9 protein-coding genes are annotated in these 18,020 nt (G+C 40.8%); all 9 read left to right on the plus strand.

Going from position 1 to position 18,020, the window contains the following annotated elements; all coding sequences use genetic code 11:
• Nucleotides 1-2: 2 nt before the first annotated feature.
• Nucleotides 3-2,681 carry an ROK family protein gene (locus AC04QZ_RS15730; protein WP_478358542.1) on the plus strand — a complete coding sequence of 893 codons (2,679 nt, stop codon included), beginning with the start codon at nt 3-5 and terminating at the stop codon, nt 2,679-2,681.
• 46 nt (nt 2,682-2,727) lie between these two features.
• Entirely contained in the window at nt 2,728-4,119 is a 1,392-nt protein-coding gene (locus tag AC04QZ_RS15735) for a sugar porter family MFS transporter (RefSeq protein ID WP_478359151.1), read from the plus strand.
• A 3-nt stretch (nt 4,120-4,122) separates the two neighbouring features.
• Nucleotides 4,123-4,938: a sugar phosphate isomerase/epimerase gene (locus AC04QZ_RS15740; protein WP_478358543.1), complete on the plus strand. Its 816-nt coding sequence runs from the start codon at nt 4,123-4,125 to the stop codon at nt 4,936-4,938.
• 27 nt (nt 4,939-4,965) lie between these two features.
• Nucleotides 4,966-5,946: a phytanoyl-CoA dioxygenase family protein gene (locus AC04QZ_RS15745; RefSeq protein ID WP_478358544.1), complete on the plus strand. Its 981-nt coding sequence runs from the start codon at nt 4,966-4,968 to the stop codon at nt 5,944-5,946.
• 25 nt (nt 5,947-5,971) lie between these two features.
• Nucleotides 5,972-9,355 (plus strand): glycoside hydrolase family 38 N-terminal domain-containing protein, encoded by a 3,384-nt coding sequence (locus AC04QZ_RS15750; protein ID WP_478358545.1) that lies wholly within the window; start codon nt 5,972-5,974, stop codon nt 9,353-9,355.
• An 82-nt stretch (nt 9,356-9,437) separates the two neighbouring features.
• The gene (locus tag AC04QZ_RS15755; RefSeq protein WP_478358546.1) at nt 9,438-11,597 is read left to right on the plus strand and encodes a glycosyl hydrolase family 95 catalytic domain-containing protein; all 2,160 of its coding nucleotides are present in this window, start codon (nt 9,438-9,440) and stop codon (nt 11,595-11,597) included.
• Nucleotides 11,594-14,302, plus strand: a complete 2,709-nt coding sequence (locus AC04QZ_RS15760; RefSeq protein ID WP_478358547.1) for a glycoside hydrolase family 38 N-terminal domain-containing protein — start codon at nt 11,594-11,596, stop codon at nt 14,300-14,302. The genes AC04QZ_RS15755 and AC04QZ_RS15760 overlap by 4 nt, the downstream gene beginning before the upstream one ends.
• 40 nt (nt 14,303-14,342) lie before the next feature.
• The gene (locus tag AC04QZ_RS15765; RefSeq protein ID WP_478358548.1) at nt 14,343-16,688 is read left to right on the plus strand and encodes a hypothetical protein; all 2,346 of its coding nucleotides are present in this window, start codon (nt 14,343-14,345) and stop codon (nt 16,686-16,688) included.
• 37 nt (nt 16,689-16,725) lie between these two features.
• A complete protein-coding gene (locus tag AC04QZ_RS15770; RefSeq protein WP_478358549.1) occupies nt 16,726-18,000 on the plus strand; it encodes a GH36-type glycosyl hydrolase domain-containing protein in 1,275 nt (424 codons plus the stop codon).
• The last annotated feature ends 20 nt before the right edge of the window (nt 18,001-18,020 follow it).

Genomic DNA, 18,020 nt, shown 5'->3' on the forward strand with positions numbered 1-18,020 from the left:
AAATGGCAAACCATCAAAAATTTGGGATCGATGTGGGCGGAAGTCATGTCACAATAAGTGTCATTGATGTAAATAACCTATTGCAAACATCCTCGGCTCTGGTACGAAAGGATCTTGATGCTTTTGACACAGGATTTAACATTGTAGCCGCGATTGGTAAGGGGATCAGGGAAGTGATGACGAAAGCGGGGATTGTACCTGATGCGGTAGGAATTGCTTTTCCGGGGCCTTTTAATTATGAGAAAGGGGTGAGCACCATAGCTGGTGTAGGCGGGAAATTTGAACAGACATTCGGAATTCATCTGCAACAGGCATTAGCAGATTATACAGGTTTAACCCATACAACATTTGTTTTTTCAAATGATGCACATTGTTTTGCCGAAGGAACTTATAACCGCCATCAACTGAATAGTAAAAAAACCGTGTTTTTAACATTGGGGACGGGTTTTGGCTCCGCATTTATGGAGAACGGAACACTGCTTACCCAACATCCGGCATTGCCTGTTTCGGGCGCTTTTTACGATCAGAATTTTTTAGATGCCAAAGCTGATGATTATTTTTCTGTGCGCTGGTTCCTGAATGAATACACAACATTAAGTGGTATAGAGGCAACATCCGTTAAAGATATAGCCTTCATGGACAGTGAACTTTCACTTTCTATTTTCGAGCAGTTCGGCACCAATTTAAGCGCTTTTTTACATAGCTGGTTAGCGCGCTTCGAATGTGATGAATTGGTTATCGGCGGCAATATTGCAAAAGCCAGTTCACTATTTCTTACACCACTAAAAGAAGGCTTAAAGCACCTGAATAAAGCAATAAAAATTACTTTCTGCAATGATACCGAGGAATGCATTTTAACCGGAGCAGCTGTTATTGCAGGCGAAAAAACAAATATTTACATGGATACTAATCAGAAATTAAAAAGAAAAACAACTCAACCCGTTTTACCACTAAAAGCAGTTGTAACCAATCATTCGGGCTACGAAGTTTTTCCGTCATTTCACTCCGATGGCCAGGTTTACGCAGGATTTGATACCCTGGCCGACAAAATAGATCAGGAAAAAACCATCATCATCGACGGGTTTGAAGGTGTTTTATGGGAGGAGTTCAGGACACAGTTACATGCATATTTGCTTTCGAAAAACAGAAAAGTATTTTGGTACGATATCAATTCTTGTCTCAAACCTACTGCGGAGATCGATGCTATGGTAAGCGCCAATTTAAATGGAGCTGATCCGGTTTTTGGGAATAAATATCAGGGCAGTCTGTCTGATTTTTTTGATCTGCAGAAACTGGAAATGTTGCAGCCCGATCCATCAGTTGACCTGTGTATCCTCTATGGAACCGGCGCCGAACTGGCTAATTGGAAAGGATTATTGGTATATGTTGATGTGCCCAAAAATGAAATTCAATATAGAATGAGGGCTGGTGCAGCAAAAAATATTGGCTGTACGGATCTGGCTGATCAGACGCAAATGTACAAACGGGCCTATTTTGTGGATTGGCCTGTATTGAATAAACATAAAGAACAGTTGCTTTCTAAAATGGATGTGATTGTTGATGAACAGCGTGTGACGGAAATTACATGGATGTGCGGTGATGATTTTAGAAATACTTTACATCAAATGCTCAAGCAGCCGCTTCGCGCACGACCTTGGTTTGAGGCCGGAATTTGGGGTGGGAACTGGATGAAGAAACACATTAAAGGACTTAACGAGGAGGAAATAAACTACGCCTGGTCTTTTGAACTGATTACGCCTGAAAATGGAATTGTGATCGAGGGCAATCAATATCTACTCGAAGTATCATTCGATTTTCTGTTATTTTATAATAATGAGAAACTTTTGGGAAAAGCAGCCCGAAGGTTTGGAATAGAATTTCCGATCCGTTTTGATTTTCTGGATACCTATGACGGTGGCAATCTTTCTATTCAATGCCATCCGCGTACAGCTTATATCAAAGAGAATTTTGGTGAAAATTTCACACAGGATGAAACCTATTATATCCTGGATTGTGAGCCTGATGCCGATGTTTATCTGGGTTTTCAGGAAGATATTAATCCGGATGAGTTTAAAACGGCCTTACTGGATGCACAAAATAAAGGCATCGAAATGGATGCCGAAAAATATGTGCAGAAATTTAAGGCAAACAAGCATGATCTCTTTCTCATTCCAAATGGAACTGTTCATGCATCGGGAAAGAACAATATGGTACTGGAGATCAGCAGTACGCCATACATCTTCACTTTCAAAATGTACGATTGGTTGCGACTGGGCTTAAATGGCAAACCCCGTCCAATTAATATAGAACACGCTTTTAAGAACCTTTATTTTGACCGAAAAGGCGATTATGTTTCGCAGGAGCTAATTTCTAAACAACAGGTATCAGCCGAATGGGATAATGGAAGGAAGTTATCACTTTCAACCCATCAGGAACATTTTTATGCAGTAGACCGATATGAGTTTGTTGGAGACACGGTTATTAGCACCAATGGCCAATGTCATATTTGCATGCTGGTTGAAGGAGAAGCGGTAACAGTTATTGCAGGCAATACAACCAGCCAGTTCAGCTATGCCGAAACTTTTGTCATACCTGCAGCCATAAGCCAGTATACCGTTCGGTACCAGGGAGCGCAAAAAGCCTTTTTGGTTGTGGCCTATGTAAAAGAAGATTGTTGTTGAAAGCTAACCAAATCATCAATTAAAAAAACAACCAAATAACCAAACCATTATGAGAAAACAAGGAGCAAATTATTTTATCTTCCTAATCACGCTTATTGCGGCATTAGGTGGTTTTTTATTCGGCTTTGATATGGCCGTGGTCAGCGGTATCATCGAGCCTTTAAAGTCACAATATGGATTGTCGTCCGCACAGGAAGGATTATTTGTATCCTGCGCTTTATTGGGCTGTATTGTGGGGGTATCCTTTTCGGGTTACCTCAGTGATAAAGTTGGCAGAAGAAAAGTCTTGTTTTTGGCTGCCATATTATTTTTAGTGAGTGCAGTTGGTTTTGCATTTTCAGCAGCTTATCCTGTATTAATTTTCTTCCGGGTGCTGGCCGGTATGGGGGTGGGTGTGGCTTCCAATGTATCGCCACTTTATATTTCTGAAGTAGCCCCTTCACAAAAGAGAGGTCGTTTAGTCGTTTTTTATCAGCTTGCCATTACCATAGGTATTTTAGCAGCTTATATCAGCAATTTATTCTTGCAACGTTACGCCACTGCCCATGCGGGTGCCGGCGAGGGTATATTACATTGGTTATTTGTAGAAAATGTTTGGCGTGGAATGTTTATTGTTGGGGTTGTTCCGGCAGCTGCATTTTGTTTGTTATTGTTAATTGTGCCCGAAAGCCCACGCTGGTTGGTGCAATACGGCAGAAATGAAGAGGCTTTAAACACGCTGATCAAAATAAACGGAGCGGAAACAGGCCGTCTAGAACTCGATTCCATTAAAGAAATGGCCAGTCAAAAATCGGGTGGTTATAAAGAGCTGATGCGTTTGCCATTAAGTAAGCTACTCGCACTGGCTACAATTCTTACCGCTTTATCACAGTTTAGTGGAATTAATGGCGTTATTTTTTATGGCCCGACCATTTTAAAATCAGCAGGTATTGTAACCAGCGATGCGCTGTTTTACCAGGTCATATTAGGATCGGCCAATGTGCTGTTTACTTTTATTGCCATTTCAAAAGTTGATACCTGGGGACGCAGGCCTTTATACATCATCGGTTCATTATGTGCTGCAGGTGCTTTGGCTTTAACGGGTTTTTGCTTTTTAATGGACATCACCGGATGGTTCATGTTATTTAGTATTATTCTGTTTCTCCTGTTCTTCGCGTTTTCACTAGGTCCGTTAAAATTTGTAATCTCTACAGAAATATTCCCCACCCACATCAGAGGAACCGCTTTATCGATGTGTATTATGACCATGTGGGTTTCAGATTGGGTTGTCAACATGTTATTCCCAATTATGAGGGATGGACTGGGTATCTCAACCACCTTTTTTATCTTCTCTTTCTTCTGTATCCTTTCCTTCTTGTATGCCAAGAAAAAGTTGTTTGAAACCAAAGGGAAAAGTCTGGAAGAAATTGAAAAAGCCTGGAATTCGGAAGTAAAATAGATCATGAAGATACAATTCTATTATCCGCGCTGGGGTTCTGAAAATATCAATTGGGATCAGTTTTGCCATGATGTAAAAGCGGCAGGGTACGACGGTGTTGAAGCTCCTGTTCCTGAAAATTCAGATGAGCAAAACATCATGATCACTGCACTGAAAAAATATAAGCTGTTTTTGATCGCGCAGTATTATCAATCTTTCGAAAAGGATTTTGAAGAACATAAAGCCAACTATACAAAATATTTACGCTTTTATGCTTCGCTACAACCGGTAAAGATAAACGCACAAACGGGAAAAGATTATTTCAGTTTTGAGCAGAATGCCGAACTGTTTGCTATTGCAGATACAGTAACTCACGAAACCGGGATTACTACATGTCATGAAACGCATCGTAATAAAGCACTGTTTGCCGCTCATATAACGCATGATTTTTTAAAAAGGCTTCCTGATTTAAAAATAACAGCCGATTTTTCTCATTGGTGTAATGTAGCCGAGAGTTTATTGGAAGATCAGGAAGAGGCCCTTGCTCTGGCATGTAAACAGGTTGAACATCTCCATTCAAGAATAGGCCACTCACAAAGTGCACAAGTAATAGATCCACGGCTGCCAGAGTTTAAAGCCGAGTTGAATGCCCATTTGAACTGGTGGGATGCCATTGTAAAAGCATATCAGGATAATAAAAAAGAGGTGTTAACCATCACCACTGAATTTGGTCCTGCTCCATACATGGTTCATTTACCCGCTACCAATATGCCGATAGCCAATCAGTGGGATATCAATTTGTATATGATGCAGTTACTAAAGGAGAGATATTGTAAATAGTTGATTTTAAGCTTTAAGAAAAATAATATGGAAAAGGTAAATCTCCATCTGTCTAATGATCTGGCCGATTATAGCCATCCAATCGCCAATATTTTTGTTCAACCAAAATCTGCAAAAGAATGGGAGCAATACATGTTGTCTGATGAACAGGTGGCTGCTTTTAAAAAAGACGGTTTCATCAAAGGGATTAAAATTTTGTCTGAAGAACAGGTAGATCTGCTTAATGCAGAGCTGATTAAATTACAGTCCTTAAATGAAGCCGATAAAAAACTATTTTACCACTATGAAAGCAACGAATCAGAAGATCCTGACAAAGTACTTTTTCATGCCATTGGCGCCTGGCGTTTAACGCCTGGCTTTCACGATTTATTATGGGCACCTGCCTTTCGCATGGCTGCTTATCAGTTGTTGGGGCAATCTTTTAGGATTTTTCATGATCAATTGTTCTGCAAGCCGGCTAAACATGGCGGCGTAGTGGCCTGGCATCAGGATTTCTCCTACTGGACCTTTACCAAGCCCATGCATCACCTTACCTGCTGGATCGGATTGGATGATGCCAATACCGAAAATGGCTGCCTTTATTTTGTTCCAGGAAGTCATAAATGGGGATTGCTCCCCATTACCGGATTAACAGGTGATATGGATGCCGTAAGAACGATATTAAGTAAAGAACAATTGGCGGCATTTGAAAAACGGGTACCTAATGAACTGCCAAAGGGTTACGCCAGTTTTCATCACCCCCTGATGGTGCACGGCTCTTATGCCAATACTGCTAACCGACCAAGAAGAGCAACAGTGCTGAATACAATGAATGCGCATACGCTTGGAAACACTGCGGGGTACCATAGGCAGGAAGCCTTAAGCAGCTTTCCGCCAATGCCCCAGGATCAACAGCTTGATAGTAAATTTTTCCCCCTTTTATTTGATGGAGATAAAGAATTAGCAGCTTTCGGAAAAACAATCCCTAAAGTGGATTATAAGGAGTTATACGATTACGATACCCAATAATTCGAAAAATATTTTTCCCTTAAAAATGAAATTTTATATACCACATCTAAATAAATCAGATATGTTTTTAAATAACTTTTACGGCAGTCTTAAAAATGCAATACTGTTATTGATCATTACCCTGTTTGCGCAAACAGCATTGGCGCAGAAGGAAGTGCCCTATTTTGGGAAAATCAACTGGATCAACGGTTTCGCAAAGGAAATAAGTGGCGAAAACATCACTTACTTTTCGGCTTTTCCGGATTATGCCACAAGCGCTTTGTTAACCCGGGCTACTGATGGAAAGAAAACCATCGAATGGGAAACTGCTAAAATTCCGCAAAACAGTAAAGGTGATTATGTTTATTTCAGTTGGGTAGCCGCACATTCTACGGCTACCAGTAGCGGTAACCGCAATTTTGATTTATATGTTAACGATCAGAAATTATTAACCTTTACTACACTACCAGGAAATAAGACACCCGATTGGATTTTTAAAACAGTAGATGGTTCTGCATTGGTTTTTCAACAAACGAAAAGAGATGGTGCCAATGATGCCCACGGGCTGGCTTTCCTGCGCTTGCCTGCGAGTAAGGTAAAACCGGGACAGGCGATACGGATTAAAGTGATTGGCCAGGCGCAAAATAGCAATGATTGGTACATGACCTTTAAATTTTCATTCGAAGAAAAAGTAGATATTAATCCCATGCCTTTTCTGTTGAAAAATGGAAAACAGCCTATTGTATTAACCGCTTTGCATTTTGGAAAAGATGAACAACTTAAGGTTAAAGTAAATAATAGCGAATCTTATTCTTTCGTGATAAAAGATGGTGTAAACAATTTTGATATCCCCGTAAATGCCGTAAAAAAGGATGACAGTGTTCGGATTTTGGCCGTTTCGGCTGGAAAAACATTGGTTAATAAGTTTATCGCCGTAAAACCGGTTGTTTACCGCGAATTAAATTTCATACACCACTCCCATACCGATATTGGTTATTCCCACCTTCAACCTGAGGTTTTAAAAATTCACCTTAAAAATATTGATGATGCTTTGGCGATGATCGAAAAAACGAAAGATTATCCCGTTGAAGCCAAATTCAAATGGAATATAGAATCGTTATGGGCAGTCGAAAATTATTTGAAACAGGCCTCACCAACACAAAAGGAAAAATTTGTTAAAGCCGTAAAAGAAGGAAGTATCTGTTTATCTGCTCTGTATGCCAATATTCTTACGGGTTTAAGCCAGCCTGAAGAAATGTTTCATTACACAGATTATGCTGCTCAACTCAGAAAAGAATTTGGTTTCGAAATTAACAGTGCCATGATTTCGGATATCCCGGGTTTTGCCTGGTCTACAGTAACCGCTCTATCCAAAGGAGGAGTAAAATATTTTTCGAGCGGACCAAATTTTATGGGCGAAGATCACCCTTATCTGGGTGATAGGGCAGGATATTTTGTGAAAGCCTGGGGCGATAAACCGGTATGGTGGACATCACCCTCAGGAGAAGAAAAAGTATTATTCTGGACGGGTGCCAAAGGCTATTCCTCCTGGCATGGAACAGCCATAGGTGGCGTATTTGATCGCGGACCAAAGAAAATAGCAGCCTATTTACAAGAGCTTACCGCCAAAAATTATCCTTATGAAACAGTACAATGGAGGTACAATATTGTGGCAGATAATGGACCAATTGATACCGGAATCTCCGATTTTGTAAAACAATGGAATGAAAAATATGCTTCTCCAAAAATTGTACTCAATACAACCGAAAAACTTTTTGAAACTTTTGAAAAACGATACGGAGCGCAGATCCCAACGGTTAAAGGAGATATTAGTCCATACTGGGAAGATGGGGCGGTTTCTACCGCTTCTGAAGAAGGAAAAAACAGAGCCAATAGTTTGCATTTGCAGCAATTAACAACATTGTATTCGATGTTAAACGCCAAGCAATACAACGCGCAGCAGTTTTACGAGGCCTGGACGAATATTATCATGTTTCATGAGCATACCTGGGGCGCGTACAACAGCATCACCGAGCCTGATGTACCATTTGTTACCGAACAATGGCGCATTAAAAAACAATTTATGCTCGATGGAGACGCGCAAATTAATAATCTGGAAGAAAATTTACTGCAACCTTTAATCGATTCAAAGTCTAAAAAAATTGCGGTATTCAATACTTCATCCTGGAAACGGACCGGACCGGTCGTATTATCGGGAACGGTAGCAGGGCGATCGGTAATAGATGCAGCAGGCAACAAAAAACCTTTGCAAAAACTGAGTAACGGAAGCTATGTGTTTATGGTCGATGTACCCGCTTTAGGTACCGCGACTTATGAAATTTCTAATGATGCCCCAAATGGTTCAGCAAGTCAGTTTACTGTTGCCGAAAATTCGATCTCGAACGGGAAAATTGGATTTACATGGGACAAAATCAATGGAAGTATTACAGGATTAAAAGCAGAAAATAATTTCAATTATGCGGGTGGTTTTAGCAACCAGGGATTAAACAGCTATTGGTATGTGCCGGGCATGAATCCACAAGAGGCCGTAAGTAATGGAAAGGTGCAGGTAAAAGTAATAGAGAACGGGCCGGTGCTGACCAAAGTGTCGATTATTTCGGATGCACCAGGCGCGAATAAACTGGAAAGAACATTGTCTTTATTCGCGGGGAGCGATGCCCTGTTGATCGAGAATATTTTAGATAAAAAATCAGTTCGTTCTAAAGAAGCCGTTCACTTCGGTTATCCCTTTGATGCCGCGCTAACCGAAACAACTATCGATGCCGGTTATGGCACCATGCGTTATTTAAAAGATCAGTTGCCAGGTTCGAATATGGATTATCTGTATGGTCGCAGGTGGCTGGATGTATCAAAAGCCGATAAAGGGATACAATGGATGTTGCTCGAAATGCCTTTAATAGAACCAGGAAATATGATTGATGAAAGGCAAACCATGCCACCAAAGCATAAAGAATGGAAAAAAGAAGGGCAACCCACTTCAACCTGGTTCAGTTATGTGATGAACAATTATTGGCATACCAATTACAAGGCTGATCAGGAAGGAGCGGTTCATTTTAAATATGCTTTGCGTCCACACAATATGGTGAATGATGTTGAAATGGAAAAAGCTGCAGCCGAGTTTACACAGCCTTTAATTGCTGTGCCAGTTAAAAAGGAGCAGACACTTCCAGCAACACTTTTCGAATTAAGCAATCCAAAAATTGTGGTGACCAGCATTACACCAAATGCAGACGGAACATATATAGTGCGTTTGTTTAATCCGGAACAAGCTGTTCAGCAAACACAATTTGTGTGGAAATCATTGCAACCAAAATCTTTTATCGAAATGAAATCAGGAGAGAACAGGTCAGCTACAACTAAAGTGAATATGGCGGCTATGGGTGTTTCGGAGTTTTTATTACTGAAGTAGATTTAGATTGGCGTAATAACGATATCAAGCAGGAGAAAATCACAAAAGCATAAACTGGAATTATAGCTATAAATAAAGAATCATGAAAGTAATCAAGCTGTTTTTTTTATTGTTGTTAGGCAATAGCGTGGCTTTTGCGCAAAGTTATGCCCCTGAATTTAAAAATAACTGGACAAAGCCACCTGTTCATATCCCAAACCATGTTTCTATTGATGCCCCTTTAATGGGAAATGGAGATGTGGAAATGAGTGTAGGGTATCAGACCAATCAGTTGCGTTATTATGTATCGAAAAATGATTTTTGGAGGTTAAAATCACAATCGGATAATTTGTCCGGACCGCGTGTAGCCGGTTTTGTTGATCTTAACATTGGAGGTTTTGATGGCGCCGGTTTTTCTGCTGAACAAGGCCTCAAGAATGGTGTTACGACTTGCCTGCTTCATAAAAACGGGCAAAAAATTGAAATAAAATCATGGGTATCGGCAACTGATAATTTAATATTTATTGAACTCAATGCGATTAATAAAGCCGCAAAAGTCTCCATTAAGCTAACAGCGCCTGAATCCCCACATGCGAAACTAAAAAGCGGTAAAGTAAATGATACTTACTGGCTTACCCGTGCATTTGTCGACAGTGTAGATATCGCTACTGAAGTGGCTCTTGCCTTAAAATCTATCAATTATACTGGCAGTAACCTTGTAATACAGCCCGGAAAAAAAATGATTGTTGCCCTGGCTGTTGAAAGCAGGTTTAAAAAGAAAGAACCACTGGGATATGTGCTGGGTCAAATCAAAAAAATCAATAAAAATGCTACGGTAACCTTGATGCGGCAGCATAATCAATGGTGGGATCAGTATTGGAATAAATCGGTTGTTTCTCTGGAAGATACTGTACTGATGAAAGCTTATTATCAGGGACTTTACACCATGGCTGCCTGCAGTCGTGATCCAAAATTTCCACCGGGAATATTTGGCTGGACAACTACCGATAAACCAGCCTGGAACGGAGATTATCATTTGAATTATAATTTTCAGGCCCCGTTTTACGCCCTGTACTCTGCCAACCGTTTAGCGCAAGGAAAACCACATGATGCGCCGCTGATTGATTTTATGCAAAGAGGTGAGTGGTATGCCAAAAATATAACGCATACAAGGGGAGTTTTATATCCTGTAGGCATTGGTCCGCTTGGAATCGAAGTAACCCGTAATCACCCTGCTCACCTGAATAGCAAAGATGAGGAACAGGGAGGTTTGTTCTTAGGTCAACGCTCTAATGCAGCTTATGGGTTAATAAACATGGCACAACACTGGCGCTGTACTTATGACGCGAATTACGGTAAAAAGATATATCCCTACGCACTTGCGGTTGTGAATTTCTGGGAGGATTATCTAAAGTTTGAAAATGGAAGATATGTCATCTATGGAGATGCAATTCATGAAGGTTCAGGAAATGATAAAAACCCTGTTTTATCGCTCGGGTTGATCCGCAATGCGCTGAACCTCATCATTGACCTAAGTTCTACATTGAAAATAGATGAAAACAAACAGGCAAAGTGGAAAGAAATTTTAGCCAATCTAAGTGCTTTTCCGGTTCAAATGCGGGAAGGGAAAAAGGTTTTCCGTTATACCGAAGTAGGTACGGCCTGGTGGAACGACAATGGTTTAGGTATACAACATATTTATCCGGCGAATGCAGTTACGCTTGATAGCAGTGAAGAATTACTCACCGTTTCCAGAAATACCATCGGAGAAATGAAACGCTGGCAGGACAATAATACATCGAGTAGTTTTTTTGTAGCCGCCATTAGGGTAGGATATGATCGCGAAGTGATTCTGAACGAACTGCATCAATACGCTCTTCACACGCATCCAAACGGCTTCCAGTTGAACAATCCGCATGGTATCGAAAACAGTTGTACGGTAGCCAATGCAATCAATGAAATGTTTTGTATGAGCGCAGGAAATAACATTCGTTTGTTTAACGGCTTCCCAAAAAATAAGCAGGCAAGTTTTAAGAACATCAGAACATGGGGTGCTTTTTTGGTTTCCGCAAGTTTAAAGAATGAAATTATTGCTGATGTTAAAATTGTAAGTGAAAAAGGAAGACGTTGTAACGTCGTCAATCCATGGACTGATCACAAAGTACAATTGGTCAGAAATGGTAAAAAGGCTGAAATAATTGAAGGCGCTCAACTTTCTTTTAAAACAGCCATGAATGAAACTGTAGAATTGAAATTTTTATGATAAAGAAGCTAAAGGCACTTTTTATTCTTGTCCTGCTCACTTCGGGATTAGCTGCACAAGAGCAGAAAACGGTGAATTCAAAAGTGACCGATGTATGGGTCGTATTTAAAACGCATTTTGATCTGGGCTTTACCGATTTACCTGAAAATGTTTTTAAACGCTACCGTGAAGAAATGATGGATAATGCGTTGAGTGTAATAGAAAAAAACACTGGAAACGGAAAACAGTTTGCCTGGACGGTGCCTGGCTGGCCTTTGTATGCCCAAATTCTGGGACCTTTGCAAAGTCCGGAACGTAAAGCACGGATAGAGAAAGCAATTAAAGCGGGCTCAATTGTAGCCCATGGACTCCCGTTTAGTACGCATACAGAGTCATTGGATTATGAGGATTTAGTTCGAGGTCTTGGTTATTCATCTAAAATTTCACGCACCTATGGAATTCCCTTAACCATTAGCGCAAAAATGACCGATGTGCCCAGCCATTCCTGGATATTGCCAACTTTATTAAGCCATGCAGGTATAAAATTTTTGCAGTTGGGCTGTAATCCCGCCAGTCAGTATCCGCGCTTTCCTGAACTTTTCTGGTGGGAAGGAGCTGATGGTTCAAAGATATTATGCAACTATACCGCTTTATACGGATCGGATATTAAACCAACAAAAGACTGGCCCAGCAAAAATTATTTAGCCATGCAAATGACCGGTGATAACCATGGCCCGCCTAATGAGCAAGATATCGCCAGATTATTAGCCTACGCAAAAAAGGAAATGCCAGGGATAAAGATCCATTTTGGAACCCTTGATGATTTTGCCAAAGCTGTTTTAGCTGAAAAACCAAACCTGCCTACGGTCAAAGGAGATACACCAGACACCTGGATTCATGGATTACTGTCAAATCCGCAGGAAACCAAAATTGCCCGCAATATTCGTCCATTAGAATCAGCACTCGACGGACTGCATACACAAATGGGGATTTGGGGCATACCTGCCGGATCCATTTCAGGAAAACTGGCCAAAAGCTACGAACAGAGTCTTTTATATGCTGAACATACCTGGGGTATGAATGCCGAATATGGTCCGCGTTATAGCTATGGTGAGGACTGGAAAAAGTGGATGGCGGAAGCTGCTGCAGAGCCTGTTCCTGAAAATGGAGATTATTCAAAACTGAAAAACAGCGACGCGCATAATACCAAAGCGGGGAGTAAAAGAAAGTGGCTGAATTCTTATGATGTAAAACGTCAGTATATCCTCAACACAAATGACATCGTAAGCGGCGAATTAAAGACCCATCTCGATTTACTGGCGAAAGCGGTGAATATAAAAGGAAAACGCATGACGGTATACAACCCACTGTCATGGGCCCGATCCGGAATGGTTGCGAATCCCTGGAATCCAGGGGAATCTATTTTTGTGAAAGATGTGCCGGCAGGAGGATATGTTTCCATATCGGCCTCGGAAATGAAAAAAGAAACCATTTCTACCGATGAAAAAACGTCGTTTAGTACGCCCTATTTCAACGTAGTTTTTGATTTAAAAAGAGGAGGCATATCGTCATTAATAGAAAAAAAGACAGGTCGTGAATTAGTTGATCAATCTTCAAAATATGTTGTAGGGCAGTTTTTACACGAACGCTTCAGTACAAATGAAGTAGATCAATGGTTTAATGCCTACAGCAGGATAAAAGACGGTTGGGGTTTAAATGATTTGGGAAAACCCGGAATGCTTAATGCTGAGAAAGCACCTTATGTTGCATTTACGCCAGATGACTGGAAAATCTTAGTATCTCATGCTGACTTGGCCGATATTGCAACCCTGACCGTTTCTGATACAAAAGGTTTTGCCGGTAAATACACCTTAACATTTACCTTTCCCCGAAATGCGGCTTATGTAGACGTTGAATGGTCTGTTAATGCTAAAACACCAGACAAACAACCTGAAGGTGGCTGGCTTTGTTTCCCTTTTGCGGTTAAGGAACCGACATTTACGGTAGGGCGTTTAGGAGGTCCGGTAAATCCGGCAAGAGATATTATTTCCGGCACCAATAGTTATTTGATGGCTGTAAATTCTGGCGTTTCAATTACACAGACAGATCAGTCAGGAGTTGCCCTATCGCCAATGGATTCTCCTTTGATTAGCCTGGGCGAACCTGGGTTATGGAAATTTTCCCTGCATCATGTACCAAAGACACCATCCATATTTGTCAACATTTATAATAACATGTGGAATACTAATTTTCCATTATGGCAGGAAGGTTCATGGACTGAACGGGTTCGCATATGGGCAATTGATCAGCATACACCAACCGCTCCAAATCTCACCCGAAATTCATGGGAGGCTCGTTTACCCCTGTTAACCGGAGTTGCTAACGGAGAAGCAGGAAAACTACCTTTAAAAAATCAGGGCATATCAATTTCAAGGGCAAGTGTTTTAGTAACCGCCTTTGGCGAAAATCCTGATGGTAAGGGAACGCTTTTGCGCTTGTGGGAACAGGGAGGTATTTCGGACAACGTCATCGTTACTTTGCCCAACAGATCTAATTACACGAGTGCAACACCTGTAAATCTTCGTGGCGAAATAGTCGGTAAGCCAATCCCTGTAAAAGGGGGCAGGCTGATTCTTCCGTTAAAAGCATATGCACCTGCCAGCTTTATTTTGAAACCGGATTTTCATGAAAGGAAAGCCACAGTAGCCACTGCCATCAACCATTAACAAGGGTTGTTTATTAATTAAAAATTAACCAATTGCATACATGAAAAAAATAACCACTATTTTTTTAATCTTCTTTATACCATTTCTGAGCACCTCGGCACAGCAGATCAGTCTAAAAAGCGAAGGTTTGAGCCTTAATTTGTCTGCTAAAGGACAAATAACTGCATTGTCGAACCCTGGTTCAGGTAAAAATTACCTCGCCACTGGCGAAAAAGCACCATTGTTACAAATCCGGGTAGGTAGTGAGTGGTATCAGCCCGCTGAAGCTACTTTTAAATCGGGCATAATTACGCTCGTTTATCAACCGGTAAAAGTTACAGTTCAGGTTAAAGTAGCCCAAAAGAAAACACACCTCACTTTTGAGTTGCTGAAAATGGAGGAGAAGGATAAAGTAAATGCAGTGATTTGGGGATCTTACCCAACCATTATCAATAAAACGATTGGTGAAGTGGTCGGGGTGGTGCGCGATGGGGAATACGCTATCGGCATCCAGGCTTTAAATCCAAAAACTATTGGTGGTATTTTAAATAATGAAGAAGGTGCCAATGAATTACGCGGTTCAACTGCGCTTGCACAATCTTATGGAAGTAGTTTGCAGGCCTTTAGTTTGGATCGTTCGAAAGATCGAAAAATTACTGTTTGGGGCCGCCCTGAAATGCCTGTAAAAGCCATTCCAAACGAAACCACCATAGGTTCTAAAATTGCCCTTTTTGGATGTGCTGAGCCACAGGTTTTATCACTCATTGGCGCCATTGAGGTTGCAGAAGGTCTCCCTCATGCACTGATTAACGGCGTTTGGTTCAAACAATCGCCCGAAACCGGAAGCGCCTATCTAATCTCTGATTTCAATGAAAAAACAGTCGATGCCATGCTGGATTATACGCAGCAGGCCGGTTTGGCTTCATTGTATCACGAGGGACCCTTTAAATCCTGGGGGCATTTTATTTTGGATTCAAATGCTTTTCCAAACGGACTAGCGGGGATGAAAGCCTGTGTGGATAAAGCCAGTAAAAAAGGTTTACGAATTGGGGTACATACCTTGAGCACTTTTATTAATACCAACGACCCCTATGTCACACCAATTCCCGATAAACGTCTTTCCATAACAGGTTCATCGGTTTTGACTGAAAATGTAAGCGCAACTGCAAATGAAATCCCGGTTTTATCTGATCAATATTTTAAAAATATAAAATCCAGTACGTTACATGCGGTAAAAATTGGAGATGAAATCATTCGCTTTAGAGAGGTTTCGGCAGTGGCGCCATATAAATTATTGGATTGCCAGCGGGGCATGTATGGTACAAAAGCTGCTGATCATCCAAAAGGTGAAACGGCCGGTATGCTGTTCGATTATCCATATAATACTTTGTTTCCTAATTTCGAATTACAACAGGAAATCGCGGGGAATCTGAGTCGTTTCTTTAATGAAACTGGTGTTTCGCATATGGATTTTGATGGCCATGAAGGTTGTTTGTCGGCAGGTGAAGGTGAATATGGGATGCAGGTTTTTGCCGATAAAGTAATTAAGGATACCAAACAGACTTTGGTAAATGGTACAAGCCGCTCTTACCACTACTACTGGCATCTTTGTCATTACTGGAATTGGGGAGAGCCCTGGTATGGTGGATTCCGCGAATCTCAGGGCGATTACCGTTTAGAAAACCAGCCTTTTCTTGAGCGTAATTACATGCCCAATATGTTGGGATGGTTTTTACTTTCATCAACAACTACCGAAGAGGATATTGAATGGATGATGGCCCGTGCTGCTGGTTATCATGCAGGTTTTGCATTGGTGGCCCGATATAAAAGCCTTCAAACCAACCCGAATACGGGCAAGTTACTTGCATTGGTTAAACTTTGGCAGGAAGCCTACAGGTCGAACATTTTCTCTGCTGAACAGACTGCCCGATTGAAAAAACCGGAAAACGATTTTCATCTTGAAAAAGTAAATAACAGCTGGAAACTGTATCCCTTTAAGAAATACAAATTTGAACATGAGAAGAAAAACCTTCAACCGGGCGAGCCTACTTTTTCTCAATGGGAATTTACAAACAAAGAAGCAGAACAGCCGCTTAATTTTACCTTAACCTTTATGGGTAAAGAAGGGAAAATCAGCAATCCCTGGTTCGAATTAGATGGTTATTTTAAAATGGAATTACCTGGCGACTACGAAGCGGGAAGTTCATTGGTTTGTGATGGAACCAGCATCAAGTTGTATAACAAGAAAGGTGCTTTTATGAAGAATATTGCTTTAAAACAAACGATTCCTGTGCTAAAAGCTGGAAAACACATGATAAAATTTGATTGCCAGTTTACGGAAGATCAAGAATTAACCAATCGCTTTATTATTAAAACCATAGGCAACCCGGAAATCATTTCGAAATAAATAATTTTTAATCAGCTGGTTCAAAAACTAAAAATATATGAGAAGTTATTATGCGTTAATAGGATTATTATTTGCCTTTGCAAGTAGTTCCGCACAAGTCAAAAATGGTGAATTTAAAATCCAGAACGAGGCTTATTTCCCATTTGTAAAAAACAAAGCCCTGGAAGTAATGAAATCAGGATTTAATGCTGGCGATGGCTATCGCGAAGTATGGATCCGCGATTACAACACTTTTATCGAACTGGCCGCCCAGGTAAATCCAAAGGAAGTTTTGAAAGAAAACCTGTTGGTTTTTTGCAGAATGCAGGGGGAAGATGGCAATATAATAGATGGATTTACCCCGATTGAAAAAGTAGGTACTGCTGCATCCGATTTTTCATATTCGAAATTAGAGTCTCGTTATGCCGCGCACAAGAATACCGTCGAAACCGATCAGGAAAGCTCTTTGGTTCAGGCCGTTTACAAATACATTCAACTAACAGGCGATCGAAGTATTTTGGGCGAAAAAGTAGGCGATAAAACGGTTGGTAAACGATTGGAGTGGGCTATGGATTTCCTGATGAAAAACCGTTTTAACAAACAATACGGGTTAATTATAGGCGCTACAACAGCCGATTGGGGCGATGTACAACCTGAACACGGTTGGGGAGTTGATTTGGATCACAATACTCACACGGCTATTGATATTTACGATAATGCCATGTTTCTTATCGCTTTGAATAACCTGACGGAAATGCTGCCGGCAAGTCAGCAAAAATGGAATGTGATCAAAAAAGAAGTAGCCCAAAACTGCCGGAAGTATTTATGGGATAAAAAAGCGCAAAAGTTTATTCCGCATATTTATCTGAAAGGTTCTCCTTTCCCTGCGGATTTTGATGAGCATAAGATCTACTATTTCGGGGGGACTACCATTGCCATTGAAGCCGGACTGTTGAGTAAAAAAGAAATAAAAGTATCGTTGGATGAAATGGTGAAAAGGGTAAAACAGGCGGGCGCCGGCTCAATAGGATTAACCTTATATCCGCCTTACCCGAAGGGATATTTCGAAAACAAAATTATGAACCCCGAGTACAGTTACCAAAATGGTGGCGATTGGACCTGGTTTGGCGGCCGAATGATTCAGCAGTTAATTAAGTATGGATTTGTTGAAGAAGCGTATGAACAAATGCTTCCGATGGTGAAAAGGGTAAAAGACAATAATGGTTTCTATGAATGGTATTCGGTAGATAATAAACCAAGAGGCTCGGGAACTTTTAGGGGCGAAGCCGGCGTTTTGTATACCACCATTATGATGTTCGAAAAACTGAAATAATCCTTCAATACAAAACCATC

The sequence above is a fragment of the Pedobacter folensis genome, from assembly GCF_056490665.1.